We start from the raw sequence: 14,396 nt of genomic DNA, 5'->3' as shown, positions 1-14,396 counted from the left end.
GGCCGCATCTGGTGAGCAGGCATGGCGAACTGGCGGACCACGCCGTCGAACGACCGCGACCAGGCGTTCCTGGTATCGCGCTCGCCGCCGGGCCGGAGGCAGAAGGCCTTCGCGCTGGCGCTTGTCGTCGGCCTGGCGTTGGCGGCGGCGGTCGTCGCCCCGGTCTCGCAAGTAGCACTGCCGGGATCAGCGCCGTTCCTGGCGGCGTACGCGACGGCGATGTTCGTCAACGACCTGATCACGGCGGTGCTGCTGTTCGCCCTGTTTTCGGTCACCGCCTCGGCCGGCATCCTGTCGCTCGCGACGGGGTATCTGGTCCTCTCGCTCACCATCATCCCGTGGGCGCTCACCTTCCCCGGCGCCCTTGCGCCCGACGGCCTCTTCGACGCCGGCCTGCAGGGCACGGCGACGATCGCGGCCGTACGCCGGCTCGCGTGGCCGTCCTTCGTCATCGTCTACCTTCTTCTGCACGACCGGTCGGGCGGCGTCTCCGTCCGGCGCACCGGCCCCGCGATCATCGCCAGCGTGGCCGGATCGGTGCTGGCAGCGTGCGCGCTCGGCCTCCTCGCGACCACGGCCGACAGCCTGCTGCCGCACCTCATGCAGGACGCCCGGCAACCCTCTCCCGCCTGGCGGTACATCCCGCTCGCGGCGGTCGTCCTCTATGCCGCAGCGCTCTATCTTCTCTGGCGACGGGGCGACTCCGTCCTCGACCTCTGGCTCGCGGTTGCCATCGCCACCGTTCTGCTCGAGGTGGTGATGCTGTCCTACGTCAGCGCCGGCAGCCGCCTCAGCCTCGGCTGGTGGGCGGGACGGATCTTCGGGCTCGTTTCCGCGAGCGTCGTCCTCTTCGTGCTGCTGTCGGAGATGACGGCCCTCTATGCGCGGCTGGTGCGCGCCACCGCGACGGAGCGCCGGGCCCGCGAGGCGCGTCTCGCCAGCATGGAGGCGCTGTCGGCGTCCATCGCTCACGAGGTGAACCAGCCCCTGGCGAGCATGGTGACGAACGCCGATGCCGGCCTGCGCTGGCTCGAGCGCGATCGCCCGGATCTCGGCGAGGCGATCGCATCGTTCGAACGCATCGTCCGCGAGGGCCACAGGGCGGGTCACATCGTGGCGGCCATCTGCTCGATCTTTCGAAAAGGCGCGGACGAACGCCGACCTGTCGACCTCAATTCCGTCGTGGCGGGAGTGGCACGGGACCTGCAGCGCGACGTGAAGCTTGCCGCCGCCCATCTGGAGCTCGATCTCGATCCGGACCTACCCCTGGTTCCCGCCAACAGGCTTCAGCTCGAGCAGGTGCTCGCCAACCTGCTGACGAATGCGATCGAGGCCATGGCCAGGGTCGAGCGCCGGCGCGTCGTCAGCGTGACGACAGGACCGCTCGAACCCGGGCAGGTTCTGGTTGCCGTCGCGGATTCCGGGCCCGGTATCGGCGAGTCCCGCGATATCTTCGAGGCCTTCGTCACGAGCAAGTCGGACGGGCTCGGTATGGGGTTGATGCTGTGCCGGTCGATCGTGGAGTCGCACGGCGGGCGCATCTGGACCGAGCCGGGCATTGCGGGCGGCGCCATCTTCAAGTTCAGTCTACCCGCAGAGGGGCAAAACCAGACGGAGCAGCGGCACCCATGACCCCAGAGGAGACCCTCGTCGTTCTCGTCGACGACGATCTTGCGGTGCAGGAGTCGCTGTCGAACCTGTTCCGCTCGGTAGACCAGCCGCTCCGTGCCTTCTCCTCCGCAACGGCGTTCCTGGAAGCCGACCTGCCCGACGTCCCCACGTGCCTGGTTCTCGACGTACGATTGCCGGGCCAGAGCGGGCTGGAACTGCAGCGCGTGCTTTCGTCCAGAGCCGGCTTGCCCCCGATCGTCTTCATCACCGGCCATGGCGACATTCCCATGTCGGTCGAGGCGATGAAGCGCGGCGCGATCGAGTTCCTGACGAAGCCGTTCCGCGACCAGGACCTGCTGGACGCCGTGTGCCGGGGGCTTCTCATCGACAGCAAGCGTCGCGAGGAGACGGGGCGGCTCCGCGAACTGGTGGACAGGTACGAGTCCCTCACGCCCCGCGAACGCGACGTCCTGGCCTACGTGGCCGAAGGGCGCCTCAACAAGGAGATCGCCGCGCGGCTGGAACTGAGCGTGGTGACCGTCAAGGTCCATCGTGCCCAGGTCATGCGCAAGATGCGCGCGCGCTCGATCGCCGAGCTGATCCGGACCGCCGACGCGATATCGCGGAATAGCCCCGGGGCGTAGCTCCACTGGGCCAAGGTCCAATTGCCTCCAGCCCCCCTTCTTCCGCACCCTTGCCGATGACAGGTGGATCCGTCCTGCCGATCGCCCGGCCCGACTTGGGAGCCGGCGCGGCGGAACGGGAGGGTCGCAGGTTGCTGATCGCGGTGGTCGACAATGACGGCTTTGCCAGAGAAGCCATCACCGGGCTGCTGAGAGCGTTGGGCCACGAGCCTCTGGAGTTCCAATGTGCATCGGACCTTCTTCACGAGCACGTGCTGCTGCGGCAGATCGATTGCCTCATCACCGACATGCGCATGCCCGTCCTGACCGGGCTGGACCTGCACCGCGAACTCTTGGCCGGCGGCATTGTCGTGCCGACCATCATCGTCACCGCGTTCCCGAGCGACGGGATGCGGGCGCAGGCTCTGGCCGCCGGCGTCCGCGCCTATCTGCCCAAGCCGCTGACCGCGGGCGCGCTGGTGAAGCTGCTCGAGACCTTCGAGCGGCCCACGCGATAACGCCCCGCCTCCCGCAGCCGGGCGACCGCCTCACCGCATCACGTTCAACCCCCATCCAACACTCCTAGGAGCCGCTCCATGCCGACCGCGAACACCACCCCCGGCGCCCTCTTGCTAACCCCGGGCGACCACACGCTCGTCATGATCGACTTCCAGTCGCAGATGGCATTCGCCACCAAGTCGATCGATCCGGTGCTCCTGCGCAACAATGCCGGTCTCGTCTCCCAGGCAGCTGCCGGCTTCGGTGTCCCGACGATCCTCACCACCGTTGCCGAGAAGAGCTTCTCGGGCCCGATGTTCGACGAGGTGACCCGGCCGTTCCCCAACCAGGCGATGCTCGACCGCACCACGATGAACTGCTGGGAGGACGAAGCGGTGATCGCGGCGGTCAACGAGATCGGCAACAGCCGCATCGTTCTGGCCGGCCTGTGGACCTCCGTCTGCATCGTCGGCCCGGCGCTCTCCGCGATCGACCAGGGCTTCGAGGTCTTCGTGATCGCCGACGCATGCGGAGATGTCTCGGCGGAGGCCCACGAACGCGCGGTGGACCGGATGGTGCAGGCAGGCGCCCAGCCGATGACCTCGGTCCAGTACCTGCTGGAGCTTCAGCGCGACTGGGGCCGTGCAGACACCTACGACCTGACCACGGGCATCGCGAAGACCAACGCCGGCGCCTACGGGCTCGGCATCCTTTACGCCCGCTCGATGTTCGGGGCGTCCGAGGGCGGCCACGAGACGAACGTTGCCGCCGAATAGAGACCCGAACGGCGGAGAGGCCTCGTGAAGCCGTACCTCCTTTCCCTCGGCGCGGGCCTCGTTGTCGGCCTCGTCTACAGCCTCATGGGGGTGCGGTCTCCCGCGCCGCCGGCCATCGCGCTGATCGGCCTCCTGGGCATCCTGCTGGGCGAACAGGCGTTGCCGATCGCCAAGCGGCTTTGGGAAGGCGTTCCGGTCATCGACTACGTCCGGACCGGCTGCGCCGACCACGTGATGGGCCGGCTGCCCGGCGACAGAAGCCAGAAGAGCGACCCGGCTTGACCTTGGGTGGCGCCGGTCACGCGCCACCCTGCCCTCCCTGTCCTGATCCTCATTTCCCGGAACCTGCAAATGACCTCTGCAGACATGATCCTCCTCAACGGCAAGGTCACCACGCTGGACCGCCAATGTCCCAAGGCGGAGGCCGTGGCGATCCGGGAGGGTCGCTTTCTCGCCGTCGGGTCCGAACGCGCGGTGCGCGAGCTCGCCGGAGCGGATGCCGAGATCGTCGATCTCGGCGGGCGACGCGTGATCCCCGGGCTGATCGACAGCCACATGCACATCATCCGGGGCGGGCTGAACTTCAACATGGAGCTCCGCTGGGACGGGGTGCGATCGCTCGCTGACGCGATGCGCATGCTGAAGGACCAGGTGGCCCGCACGCCCCCGCCGCAGTGGGTGCGCGTCGTGGGCGGGTTCACCGAGCATCAGTTCGCGGAGAAGCGGCTGCCGACCCTCGAGGAAATCAACGCGGCCGCCGCCGACACGCCGGTCTTCATCCTGCATCTCTACGACCGGGCGCTCCTCAACGCCGCAGCGCTTCGCGCCGTCGGCTACACCAAGGACACGCCGGACCCGGTCGGCGGCGAGATCGTCCGCGACGGGCGCGGCAACCCGCTGGGAATGCTGGTCGCCAAGCCGAACGCGACCATCCTCTACGCGACGCTCGCCAAGGGTCCGAAGCTGCCGCCCGACTACCAGAAGAACTCGTCCCGGCACTTCATGCGCGAGGTGAACCGCCTCGGCGTCACGAGCGTGATCGACGCCGGCGGAGGCTTCCAGAACTACCCGGACGACTACGCCATCATCGAGGAGCTGCACGCGGCGGGACACCTCACCGTGCGCATCGCCTACAACCTGTTCACCCAGAAGCCGAAGGAGGAGCTCGCCGACTTCGCAAGCTGGGCCGGCCAGGTCGCGCCGGGCCAGGGCGACGATACCTACCGGCACAACGGCGCCGGCGAAATGCTCGTCTACACCGCCGCCGACTTCGAGGACTTCCGCGTCGAGCGGCCGGACATGCCGCCGTCCATGGAAGGCGACCTCGAGCCGGTGGTCCGGCTCCTCGCCGAACACCGCTGGCCCTGGCGTCTGCACGCGACCTACAACGAGACGATCACCCGCGCGCTCGACGTCTTTGAGGCGGTCAATCGCGATATCCCCTTCGATGGCCTGCACTGGTTCATCGACCATGCGGAGACGATCGACGCGCGCAATATCGATCGCATCGCGGCGCTCGGCGGCGGCATCGCGATCCAGCACCGCATGGCCTATCAGGGCGAATATTTCGCCGCGCGCTACGGCAGCCGCGCCGCGGAGCACACGCCTCCCGTCCGCCGCATGATGGAGGCCGGCCTGCCCGTCGGCGCCGGCACCGATGCCACCCGCGTGGCGTCCTTCAATCCGTGGGTCTCGCTCTCCTGGCTGGTCACCGGCAAGACGCTCGGCGGCATGACGCTTTATCCCGCGGCCAACCGCCTCGACCGCGAGGACGCGCTCCGCCTCTGGACCGAGGCCAACACATGGTTCTCGTCCGAGATCGGAAAGAAGGGACAGATCAAGACTGGCCAGCTCGCCGATCTGGCCGTGCTGTCGTCCGACTATTTCGCGGTGCCTGAAGAGGGCATCCAGGACATCACCTCGGTGCTGACACTTCTCGGCGGCCGGCCGGTCCATGGCGACGCCGAGTTCAAGCCCCTCGCCCCCGACCTTCCCCCGCCCATGCCCGACTGGTCGCCGGTCCGCAGCTACGGCGGATATCAGGCGCGCGAAGCCGGCAACCCCGCGCAGCACGCCATCCTGTCGTCCGCGGACTGCGGATGCGCCAGCGCCTGCGGCGTCCACGGCCATGCCCACGCCGGGGCATGGGCGAGCGACATTCCCGCGTCCGACGAGACGGCGTTCTGGGGAGCGCTCGGCTGCTCGTGCTGGGCATTCTGAAACAGGAGTATCGTCAGATGACGAGCCTTGCCGCACCGCGCGCCCTTGAACGGCTCGCCGACCTGCCGGGCATTTCGACGGCGGTCAGACTGGCCCTCGCCTCGCCCTTTCTCGTCAGCGGCCTGATCAAGCTCTTCGATCTTCCCGGCGCCGCTGCCGAAATGAGCCACTTCGGGCTGCAGCCCGCCCCGCTCTTCGCCGCCGCCGTCATCGTCACCCAACTCGGCGGCGCAGCTCTACTCCTGACACGGCGCTGGTGCTGGCTGGGGGCTGGCATCCTGTCCGTGTTCACGATCCTCGCGACCCTGCTCGCCCATCCGTTCTGGGCCGCAGCGGGACCCGACCGCGTGCGCCAGGCCGCAACCTTTTTCGAACATGTGGCGATCGTCGGTGGGCTGGCGCTGGCGGCGATCCACACGAGCCGGGGTCGCGATCGATGAACACGAGCCCCGCTGACCAGCCGCCAAAGCCCGCCGGTGCTCCAGTCCCGGGCGCCTTCGCGCCATTCCGGCATCAGGTCTTCGCCATCCTGTGGACGGCTACCGTCCTCGGCAACATGGGAACCTTTGTCCGTGACGTGGCGAGCCAGTGGATCGTCAGCGGGCTCACTCCGTCTCCGGCGGCCGTCGGCCTGATACAGGCGGCCGGGACGCTGCCGATCTTTCTGCTCGCCATTCCGTCGGGCGTTCTCTCCGACATCCTCGACCGCCGGCGTTTCCTGATCGCCGTCCAGATTGGGCTCGCCTGCGTCTCGTTCTCGCTCGCCACCCTGGCCTCGCTGTCGGCGCTGTCTGTCTCCAGCCTCGTGCTGCTGACCTTTCTCGGCGGCGTCGGAGCCGCGCTCACCATGCCCGCCTGGCAGGCGGTCGTGCCGGAACTGGTGCCGCGGCCGGACCTGAAGAGCGCCGTGGCGCTGAACTCGCTGGGGATCAACATCGCGCGCGCGCTCGGCCCCGCGCTCGGCGGCTTCGCGCTCGCCATGCTGGGAGCCGCCGCGACCTACGGGATCGACGTTCTGACCTACTTCGTCGTTATCGGCGCCCTCCTCTGGTGGAAACGACCGGCGCAGAAGGACGACACGCTCCACGAGCGGTTCCACGGGGCCCTCAGGGCCGGACTGCGCTACACCATCGCCAGCCGCGAGATGCACCGGCTCCTCTGGCGTGCCGCGGTGTTCTTCCTGTTCGGCAGTGCCGTGTGGGCGCTTCTGCCCCTCGTCGCGCGGCGGGAACTCGCCGGCGGCCCGGGCTTCTACGGCGTCATGCTCGGCTCGATCGGGCTCGGCGCCATCGCCGGTGCGCTGCTGTTGCCCCGCCTGCGCGCGCGCCTCGGTCAGGACCGGCTGGTGCTGGCCGCGTCGCTGGTCACCGCCCTGTGCTGCATGCTGCTCGCCCTCACCGGCGCCAAGGCCGTGGCGCTGGCGGCGACGTTCGTGCTGGGCATGGCCTGGATCACGGTCCTCGTGACCCTCAACGCCACCATGCAGTCGATCCTTCCGGACTGGGTGCGCGGGCGCGGCCTCGCCGTGTATCTCACGGTGTTCAATGGCGCGATGGCAGCCGGATCGCTCGGCTGGGGCCTCGTCGGTGAGGCAAGCAGCGTCCCGGTCGCATTGCTGATCGCGGCAGCGGGGCTCGCGGTCACCGCCCTGATCGTCTATCGGGCGGCGCTCCCATCCGGCGAGGACGACCTGTCTCCGTCGAGCCACTGGCCGGAACCGTCCGTCGTCACAGCGCCGTCCGACGATCGGGGACCGGTGCTGATCACGATCACATACGAGATTGCCCCGGACGACGTCGCTGACTTCGTGCGGGCGCTGACACGGCTGTCGTCCCAGCGCCGCCGCGACGGGGCCTATGCCTGGGGCGTATCGGAGGATCCGGCAGCCCCCGGGAAGGTGGTCGAATGGTTCTTCGTGTCGTCCTGGGCCGAACACCTTCGCCAGCACCGCCGTGTCTCGCGCGCCGCCGCCGATCTCCAGGCCGAGGCGACGGTGTTCCACCGCGGCGCGGTAGCGCCTGAAGTCCGCCACCTGATCGCGCTGGATCCTTCAGCCGAGCGCTGATCGAAGCAGGCGTTGGGGCCGGGCCAGCGACCCCGCCGGCGTGAGCGCCCTAGATCGCAAGGCCGTCGCGGGCGTGGCGGTCCATGGACCGCTTCTGGGCGGCGATCCGGAAGGGGGCATTGGGCGCGCCGTACCCGGCATAGCCGCCCCGCCGCTCGACGATCTCGAAGAAGAAGCCCTCGCCGTAGTTCGGGCTGTAGAGCTGGAAGAACTCACCGTTGTCGTCGCGGTCGTAGAGGATGTTCAGGGCACGCAGGCGCTCCATCAGCGACGGATCGAGCGCGAAGCGGGCAACCAGGTCGTCGTAGTAGTTGGCGGAGATCGGCAGCGTCCGGAAGCCCGACGCCTCCAGGGCCTCTGCGGTTGCGAAGATGTCAGGGGTCGAGAAGGCGAGATGCTGGACGCTCGAGCCGAAGCTTTCGGCGATGAAGCGGCCGGCGAGCGTCTTGCGGTTCTCCGCGCCGTTCAACGTCAGCCGCAGGCAGCCGTCACCGCTCTCGATCACCTGGCTGCGCACCAGGCCGCCGGGATCGACCACGTCGACCATCGGAAGCTTCCGCGTCCGGAAGATCGACGTGTAGAAGAGAATCCAGGTGAGCATCTCCTCGTAGGTCATGGTCTGGGCGATGTGATCGATGGCGGCCAGCCCCACACCCGCGCGTGTCGCATCGTCGGAGAGGTCGAAATCGATCTCCCAGATCCGGCCGAGATCGCTCTTGCCGTCGATGAAGAAGATCACCCCGCCGCCGACGCCCCGGATCGCCGGGATATTCAGTTCCTCCGGCTCGCCCTGCTGCTCGAACGGCGTCGCCCCGAGCGCACGGGCGCGCTCCAGAGTGGCCTGCGCGTCCTCGACCCGCAGGCACACCGCGTAGGCACTGGCGCCATGCACGACATAGGACGAGTGGGCGAGCCCCTCCTTCTCCGTGTTGACGAGAATGTTGATGTCGCCCTGCCGGTAAAGCGTCACCTCCTTGCTCCGGTGCCTGCCGGCAGCCGAGAAGCCCATGGCGCGCAGCAGCCGGTCCAGCTCGTCGCTCTCCCGGTCGGACACCGCGAATTCCACGAACGCCACGCCGTCGACGGCGACGCGGTCGGGCATGTCCGGCACGTCGATCGCGACCTGCGGCTCGCTGCGCTTCACCTGATCCATCAGGGCGATCAGCGAGCGGTGGCCGTCGATCGCGATGGATTTCGGCGAGCCTCCCCGGAACTGGTCGTTGAAGATCTCCAGCGACAACGGGCCGGAGTAGCCGGTGGCGGCCACGGCACGCATGAAGCCGGTGACGTCGAGGTCGCCCTCGCCCGGCATGTTGCGGAAATGCCGGCTCCAGTAGAGCAGGTCCATGTCGATCAGCGGTGCATCGGCCAGCTGGACGATGAAGATCCGGTCGCCCGGAATGGCGCGGATGGAGTCCACGTCGAGCTTGCGGGCCAGCGTGTGGAAGGAATCGAGCACGAGGCCGACGCTGGGGTGGTCGGCTCGGCGCACCACCTCCCAGGCATCGCGGTGGTCGTTGATGTGCCGGCCCCAGGCGAGCGCCTCGTAACCGATGCGCAGCCCGCGACGCGCGGCGCGCGCGCCCAGTTCGCGGAAGTCGTCGGCGAGCCGGTCGATGCCCCCGAGCGACTGGGCCGACACGTTGGAGCAGACCAGCATGAGGTCGGTGCCAAGCTCCTGCATCAGATCGAACTTGCGTTCGGCCCGCTCGAAGCTGCGCGCACGCTGCGGCTCCGGCATCCCCTCGAAGTCGCGGAAGGGCTGGAACATGGTGATCTCGAGGCCGTGGTCGCGGACCATCCGTCCCACTTCCGCCGGCGACCCGTCGAACGCGAGAAAGTCGGCCTCGAAGATCTCGACGCCGTCGAACCGCGCCGCGGCAATCGCGGCGAGCTTCTCGCGCAGGTCGCCGCTGATCGAGACGGTGGCGATCGATGTCTTCATCGGGGTGTCCCCTCCTGGGCGCCCGGCATCAGGATCCGGCGCGGCTCGCCGCCAGCGCCAGCGCCTCGCGGACGGCCGCCGGATAGCCCCGGGCACCGAGACCGGCGATCACCGCCGTGGCGACGGTCGAGACGAGCGAGTTGTGATAGATCGCCTCGCGCCGGTGGATGTTGGAGATGTGCAGTTCGATCAGCGGGCCGGGAAACATCTTGAGAGCATCGAGCAGCGCGATCGAGGTGAAGGTGAACGCCGCCGGATTGATGACGATGGCCGATCCCTCGTCGATCGCCTCGTGGATCCACTCGATGAGTTCGTACTCGCGGTTCGACTGGCGGAAGACGAGGCCGGTCTCGCCGGCCGCCTCGCGGCACATCGCCTCGACCTCGGCCAGCGTCGTGGTGCCGTAGATCTCCGGCTCGCGCAGACCGAGCCGGTTCAGGTTGGGTCCGTTGAGGACGTAAATCGGCTTCATCGGTCTCTCTCGGTTTCAGGCGCGATGCGGTTGGGGTGGCGCCTCAGCCCTGGTAGCCGAACAGGCGCGGCAGCCAGAGCACGAGGTCGGGCACGAACGTGATCACCATCAGCATCACCAGCATCGCCAGCAGGAAGGGTGTGATGTCGCGCACGATGGCTTTGAGCGGTTGTCGCGCGATGGTCGTCATGACGAACAGGAGCAGGCCATAGGGCGGCGTGATCAGCCCGATCATGATGTTGACGACGGCGACGATGCCGAAGTGGACGGGGTCGATGCCGAGCGCCTGCGCGGTGGGGAGGAACACCGGCACGATGACCAGCAGGATCGTCGTCCCCTCCAGCAGGCAGCCGAGCGCAAGCAGGATCACGTTGACCAGCAGCAGGAACATCCACGGCGACAGCTCGTAGGCGGTGAGCGCCTGGCTGATCGTGCGCGGGATGTTCTCGATGGTGACGACGTAGTTGAAGACCAGGGCGCCGGCGATGAGCATGCCGATCGAGGCGGTGATCCGCGCACTCGACAGGAGCGACCGGTAGGTGCTCTCCAGCGTGACCGTGCGATAGAAGAAGACCGAGATCAGATAGGCGTACGCCGCGGCCACCGCCGCCGCCTCGGTGGGCGTTGTCACGCCGCTGTAGATCCCGCCGAGGAGAACGGCCGGCATCATCAGGGCGGGGAAAGCCCGAAACGTGATCTTCGGGAGCTCGCGCATGGGAACCGGCGCTTCGACGGGAAACGCGCGACGGCGCGCGATCACCGCGACGATGCCCATCTGCGCGAGCCCCATCAGAAGCCCCGGCACGACCCCGCCAAGGAACAGGTAGCCGATCGAGACGTCGCTCACGAGCGCGTAGAGGATGACCGGGATCGACGGCGGGATGATCGGGCCGATGACCGCCGAGGCCGCCGTCAGGGCGGCGGCGAAGCTCGGCGTGTAGCGTCCCTCGTGGGTCATCATCTTCTGCATCATCCGGCCGGTTCCGGCGGCATCGGCGATGGCCGACCCCGACATTCCGGCGAAGATGATGCTCTGGACGATGTTGACCTGGGCGAGCCCGCCACGGAAGCGGCCGACGAGCGCGTTGCAGAAATTGAGCAGCCGCTCGGTCATCGAGCCGGTGTTCATCAGCTCGGCGGCCAGGATGAACAGCGGCACGGCAAGCAGGATGTAGCTCGAGTACATGCCGTTGAGGATCTGTTCGGCCACCGTGCCGAGATCCAGCCCCGCCAGATAGAGATAGAGAATGGAGGCGGCGATCATCGCGTGCCCGATCGGCAGGCCGAGCAGGCTGAGCAGGACGATCGCGAGGACAGCCGCGACGAACGGGTCGATCATCACAGCCCCGAGCTCCCCGCGTCGCGCTCTCGCTGCCGCGTCGTCCGGTCACCGTTGAGGAGCGTGTCGCCGACGATCCAGGCGTAGCGAACGATGATCGCCGCAGCGAAGATCACGTAGATGAAGTAGAGCCAGTCGAGCCGGATGTGGAGATAGGTCGTGCTCTCCACTTTCATGAACGTCACGTAGTCGATCACCGCCGGCAGCGAGACGATGTAGAGAACCAGCAGGGCGAGACCGGAAACGACCGTCATGATGCTGCGGATCATGCCCGGCACCGCGCCATAGACGAGATCGAACCGGATCTCCTCGTCCTCGCGCACGACGAAGGCCGCCCCCCACAGCACCAGCCAGAGCCAGGTCGCCACGGTGACCTCGGAGGGCCAGCCGATCGGCCAGTTGAGGACGTAGCGGAAGACGATCTGTGCGATGAAGGCCAGGAACATGACCGCCAGCAGGCAGACGGCGACGTTCTCGGCCCTGCGACGCAGCCATTCCGCGAGAGCTGTTGTGCGTGTGGATCTCACCGGCGGTCTCAAGCTGTCACGTCATGGACGAAGGACGCGTGGCGCGCCCGCAAGCATGAGGATCGGCGGGGCTGGTCCTGCGACCGCCCCGCCGAAACAGTCCTAAAGGGCGTTGATCTTGTCGAGCATGCCCTCGGGCCAGTCCTTCGCGAGGTCGGAGTTCTTGTACTTGTCCTGCGCGTAGGTGCGGAAGGCGTCGACGTTCGGCTTGTAGAGCTTGAGGCCCTGCTCTTCCATGAAGGAGGCCAGCTCCTTCTCCTGGTTCAGGTGCTGCTCGGTGCTCCACCCGATCGCCTCGTCGGCGGCGGCCTGGAACTTCTCCTGCTCCTCAGGCGACATCGCGTCCCACACCTTCTTGGAGACGACGAGGAGGTCGTATCCGACCAGGTGCGAGGTCAGCACGATCTGCGACATGACCTCGTAGAACTTCATGTTCTTGACGTTCGGCAGCGGGTTGTCCTGACCGTCGATCGCGCCGGTCTGAAGGCCGGTGTAGACCTCCGCATAGGCCATCGGGGTGGGGTTCGCCCCAAGCGCCGAGCCGAGGAACTGCCACGCCTCGCCGCCCGGCATGCGCAGCTTGATGCCGGACATGTCCTCCGGCGTCTCGATCTGCTTGTCGACCTTCAGGCCGACCTGGCGCGTGCCGAAATAGGTCGGGCCGAGAATATGGATGCCGAGCTTGTCCTCGGCCATCCCCTTCATTTCCTTGCCGGCATCGCTGGCGAAGAACGTCTTCAGATGGTCGGCGTCGCGGAACAGGTAGGCCGAGGTGAGGATCGACCATTCGGGGATCTGCTTGGCGATGTCCTGGGGAGCGACGTTGCCCATCTCCAGGTTGCCGCGCTGGAGGGCCACCAGCTCGGTGCCCTGCTTGAAGAGCGTGCCGCCGTAATACGGCTGCAGGACGAAGCCGTCGGAGATGCTCTCCCCGAACTTCTTCATCATGTCGGCGCGAATGTCGTTCTCGGAGAAGACGGCGGAAAAGCGCAGGTTCGGCTTGTCCTGAGCCTGCACCGAGAAGCTCGAAAACGCAGTCGCGGTGACGGCGGCGGCAATGCCGGCGGCCAACGCGGAGCGACGGGTGAAGTGACGCGTCATGGGGTTCTCCCTCTGGCAATGTGTTCTTGAGCGCGTGCGGATGGGCATGCACCGCATGGGGAACCATCGCACTGGATGGATCGGCCATCAATAGGTGAATCTGATTTCCTATGAGATTTATGATTTCGTATGATCGACTTCGGGGCCCTCTCGGCTAGCCGTTGATGGGCGCGACAGACATGCGAGGCTGCCCCCGCGCCCGACGGCGCAGGACGCACGCGGCTTGAGAAATGAGGGCGATCTCGGTAAAGATGCCAACCGATAAAATGGCTTCCGTCAGAGGTTCACTCCATTGCTTGATCAGGTCGGAACAGCGTCGTCCATCGGAGAAAGTGCGTATCATCGGATCCGCACCGACATCATCTTCGGACGCCTCGCCGCGGGTCAGCGTCTGCGGCTCGACCGGCTCAAGCAGGAGTACGGCGCCAGCGTCAGCACCCTCCGCGAAATTCTCAACCGGCTGAGCTCCGAGGGCCTCGTCCTCGCCGAGGGACAACGCGGGTTCGAGGTAACGCCGGTCTCCGCTGAAAACCTGAAGGAGATAGCCGGGCTGCGGCTGCTGCTGGAATCCCACGCCCTCGAACAGTCCATCGCCGCCGGCGACATGGAGTGGGAGGGACGCCTCGTGTCCGCCCACCACAAGCTGGCCAGCATGGAGGCGCGCATGAAGGCGGGCGACATGAGCCAGACGGAGACCTGGAAGCGTTACGACTGGGAGTTCCATCAGGCTTTGATTTCGGCCTGCGGCTCGGCCGTGCTCATGGACACCCATGCCGGCGTCTTCGACAAGTATCTGCGCTACCAGATGATCGCGCTCAGCTACCGCGGCGACATCGCCGCCGAGGAACACAAGACGCTGCTGGAGTCCGCCCTGGCCCGCGATGCGGCAAAGGCCCGGCAGGTGCTGGAGCGGCATATCAACGGCGGCGTCGACCACGCCCTGGCCAACACAGCGATCAGCTGAACGCCCCGGCTAGCCCCCTTACCGGTTGGCCCACCGCGCGGCCCCCTCGCCCAATCGCCTGATCCCCCAATGTTTGGACGGTCCACCGTGCTCGGACACCGAGGGGCCCGGGCCCGTCCCGTGCGCCACTTCGCGCCAATGCGCGCCCGACTTAGCGGCATCCCGCTCGGCTCGGTTTCGCCGCCGGGATGAGAAGCAAACTCCTACGAACTAAATTTCCTCATATGATTCTTCGTATAACGGTTGAAGTGAACG

At 67.3% G+C, this 14,396-nt stretch carries 14 protein-coding genes; 9 read left to right on the top strand and 5 right to left on the bottom strand.

Features of this window, described 5'->3' with window-relative positions:
- Positions 1-21 precede the first annotated feature (21 nt).
- The 8 genes from AB7M35_RS20255 (at position 22) to AB7M35_RS20220 (ending at position 7,793) form a co-directional block, all read left to right on the top strand.
- Positions 22-1,632, top strand: a complete 1,611-nt coding sequence (locus tag AB7M35_RS20255; protein WP_453962255.1) for an MASE4 domain-containing protein — start codon at positions 22-24, stop codon at positions 1,630-1,632.
- Positions 1,629-2,255, top strand: coding sequence for a response regulator transcription factor (locus AB7M35_RS20250; RefSeq protein WP_453962254.1), 627 nt, complete (start codon positions 1,629-1,631; stop codon positions 2,253-2,255). The genes AB7M35_RS20255 and AB7M35_RS20250 overlap by 4 nt, the downstream gene beginning before the upstream one ends.
- Positions 2,256-2,386: 131 nt before the next feature.
- A complete protein-coding gene (locus AB7M35_RS20245) occupies positions 2,387-2,752 on the top strand; it encodes a response regulator (RefSeq protein ID WP_453962253.1) in 366 nt (121 codons plus the stop codon).
- A 78-nt stretch (positions 2,753-2,830) separates the two neighbouring features.
- Complete coding sequence (locus AB7M35_RS20240) at positions 2,831-3,508, top strand: hydrolase (protein WP_453962252.1); 678 nt, start codon at positions 2,831-2,833, stop codon at positions 3,506-3,508.
- Between the two features lie 24 nt (positions 3,509-3,532).
- Complete coding sequence (locus AB7M35_RS20235; protein WP_453962251.1) at positions 3,533-3,790, top strand: DUF1427 family protein; 258 nt, start codon at positions 3,533-3,535, stop codon at positions 3,788-3,790.
- Between the two features lie 69 nt (positions 3,791-3,859).
- Positions 3,860-5,728 (top strand): amidohydrolase, encoded by a 1,869-nt coding sequence (locus AB7M35_RS20230; protein ID WP_453962250.1) that lies wholly within the window; start codon positions 3,860-3,862, stop codon positions 5,726-5,728.
- Entirely contained in the window at positions 5,713-6,168 is a 456-nt protein-coding gene (locus AB7M35_RS20225) for a DoxX family protein (protein WP_453962249.1), read from the top strand. The genes AB7M35_RS20230 and AB7M35_RS20225 overlap by 16 nt, the downstream gene beginning before the upstream one ends.
- On the top strand, positions 6,165-7,793 hold the full coding sequence (locus AB7M35_RS20220; protein WP_453962248.1) for an MFS transporter: 1,629 nt from the start codon (positions 6,165-6,167) through the stop codon (positions 7,791-7,793). The genes AB7M35_RS20225 and AB7M35_RS20220 overlap by 4 nt, the downstream gene beginning before the upstream one ends.
- Positions 7,794-7,842: 49 nt before the next feature.
- Here AB7M35_RS20220 and AB7M35_RS20215 read toward each other — a convergent pair whose 3' ends face one another.
- The 5 genes from AB7M35_RS20215 to dctP form a co-directional block, all read right to left on the bottom strand.
- Entirely contained in the window at positions 7,843-9,738 is a 1,896-nt protein-coding gene (locus AB7M35_RS20215) for a bifunctional sugar phosphate isomerase/epimerase/4-hydroxyphenylpyruvate dioxygenase family protein (protein ID WP_453962247.1), read from the bottom strand.
- A gap of 28 nt (positions 9,739-9,766) precedes the next feature.
- The gene (locus AB7M35_RS20210) at positions 9,767-10,210 is read right to left on the bottom strand and encodes a type II 3-dehydroquinate dehydratase (RefSeq protein WP_453962246.1); all 444 of its coding nucleotides are present in this window, start codon (positions 10,208-10,210) and stop codon (positions 9,767-9,769) included.
- Positions 10,211-10,253: 43 nt separating this feature from the next.
- A complete protein-coding gene (locus tag AB7M35_RS20205; RefSeq protein WP_453962245.1) occupies positions 10,254-11,549 on the bottom strand; it encodes a TRAP transporter large permease in 1,296 nt (431 codons plus the stop codon).
- On the bottom strand, positions 11,549-12,076 hold the full coding sequence (locus AB7M35_RS20200) for a TRAP transporter small permease (RefSeq protein ID WP_453962244.1): 528 nt from the start codon (positions 12,074-12,076) through the stop codon (positions 11,549-11,551). The genes AB7M35_RS20205 and AB7M35_RS20200 overlap by 1 nt, the downstream gene beginning before the upstream one ends.
- A 102-nt stretch (positions 12,077-12,178) precedes the next feature.
- The gene (gene dctP, locus AB7M35_RS20195) at positions 12,179-13,177 is read right to left on the bottom strand and encodes a TRAP transporter substrate-binding protein DctP (protein WP_453962242.1); all 999 of its coding nucleotides are present in this window, start codon (positions 13,175-13,177) and stop codon (positions 12,179-12,181) included.
- Positions 13,178-13,469: 292 nt separating this feature from the next.
- Here dctP and AB7M35_RS20190 point away from each other — a divergent pair, with 292 nt between their 5' ends.
- Complete coding sequence (locus tag AB7M35_RS20190) at positions 13,470-14,141, top strand: GntR family transcriptional regulator (RefSeq protein ID WP_453962241.1); 672 nt, start codon at positions 13,470-13,472, stop codon at positions 14,139-14,141.
- Positions 14,142-14,396 lie beyond the last annotated feature (255 nt).

It is taken from the genome of Amorphus suaedae (assembly GCF_053629675.1).
This window is presented reverse-complemented; position numbering and strand designations above follow the sequence as displayed.

What these genes read in the sequence shown, in the direction of transcription:
- AB7M35_RS20255 (WP_453962255.1), top strand. Translation starts at nt 22, where the DNA reads ATGGCGAACTGGCGGACCACGCCGTCGAACGACCGCGACCAGGCGTTC.
- AB7M35_RS20250 (WP_453962254.1), top strand. Translation starts at nt 1,629, where the DNA reads ATGACCCCAGAGGAGACCCTCGTCGTTCTCGTCGACGACGATCTTGCG.
- AB7M35_RS20240 (WP_453962252.1), top strand. Translation starts at nt 2,831, where the DNA reads ATGCCGACCGCGAACACCACCCCCGGCGCCCTCTTGCTAACCCCGGGC.
- AB7M35_RS20230 (WP_453962250.1), top strand. Translation starts at nt 3,860, where the DNA reads ATGACCTCTGCAGACATGATCCTCCTCAACGGCAAGGTCACCACGCTG.
- AB7M35_RS20220 (WP_453962248.1), top strand. Translation starts at nt 6,165, where the DNA reads ATGAACACGAGCCCCGCTGACCAGCCGCCAAAGCCCGCCGGTGCTCCA.
- AB7M35_RS20215 (WP_453962247.1), bottom strand. Translation starts at nt 9,738, where the DNA reads ATGAAGACATCGATCGCCACCGTCTCGATCAGCGGCGACCTGCGCGAG.
- AB7M35_RS20210 (WP_453962246.1), bottom strand. Translation starts at nt 10,210, where the DNA reads ATGAAGCCGATTTACGTCCTCAACGGACCCAACCTGAACCGGCTCGGT.
- AB7M35_RS20205 (WP_453962245.1), bottom strand. Translation starts at nt 11,549, where the DNA reads ATGATCGACCCGTTCGTCGCGGCTGTCCTCGCGATCGTCCTGCTCAGC.
- dctP (WP_453962242.1), bottom strand. Translation starts at nt 13,177, where the DNA reads ATGACGCGTCACTTCACCCGTCGCTCCGCGTTGGCCGCCGGCATTGCC.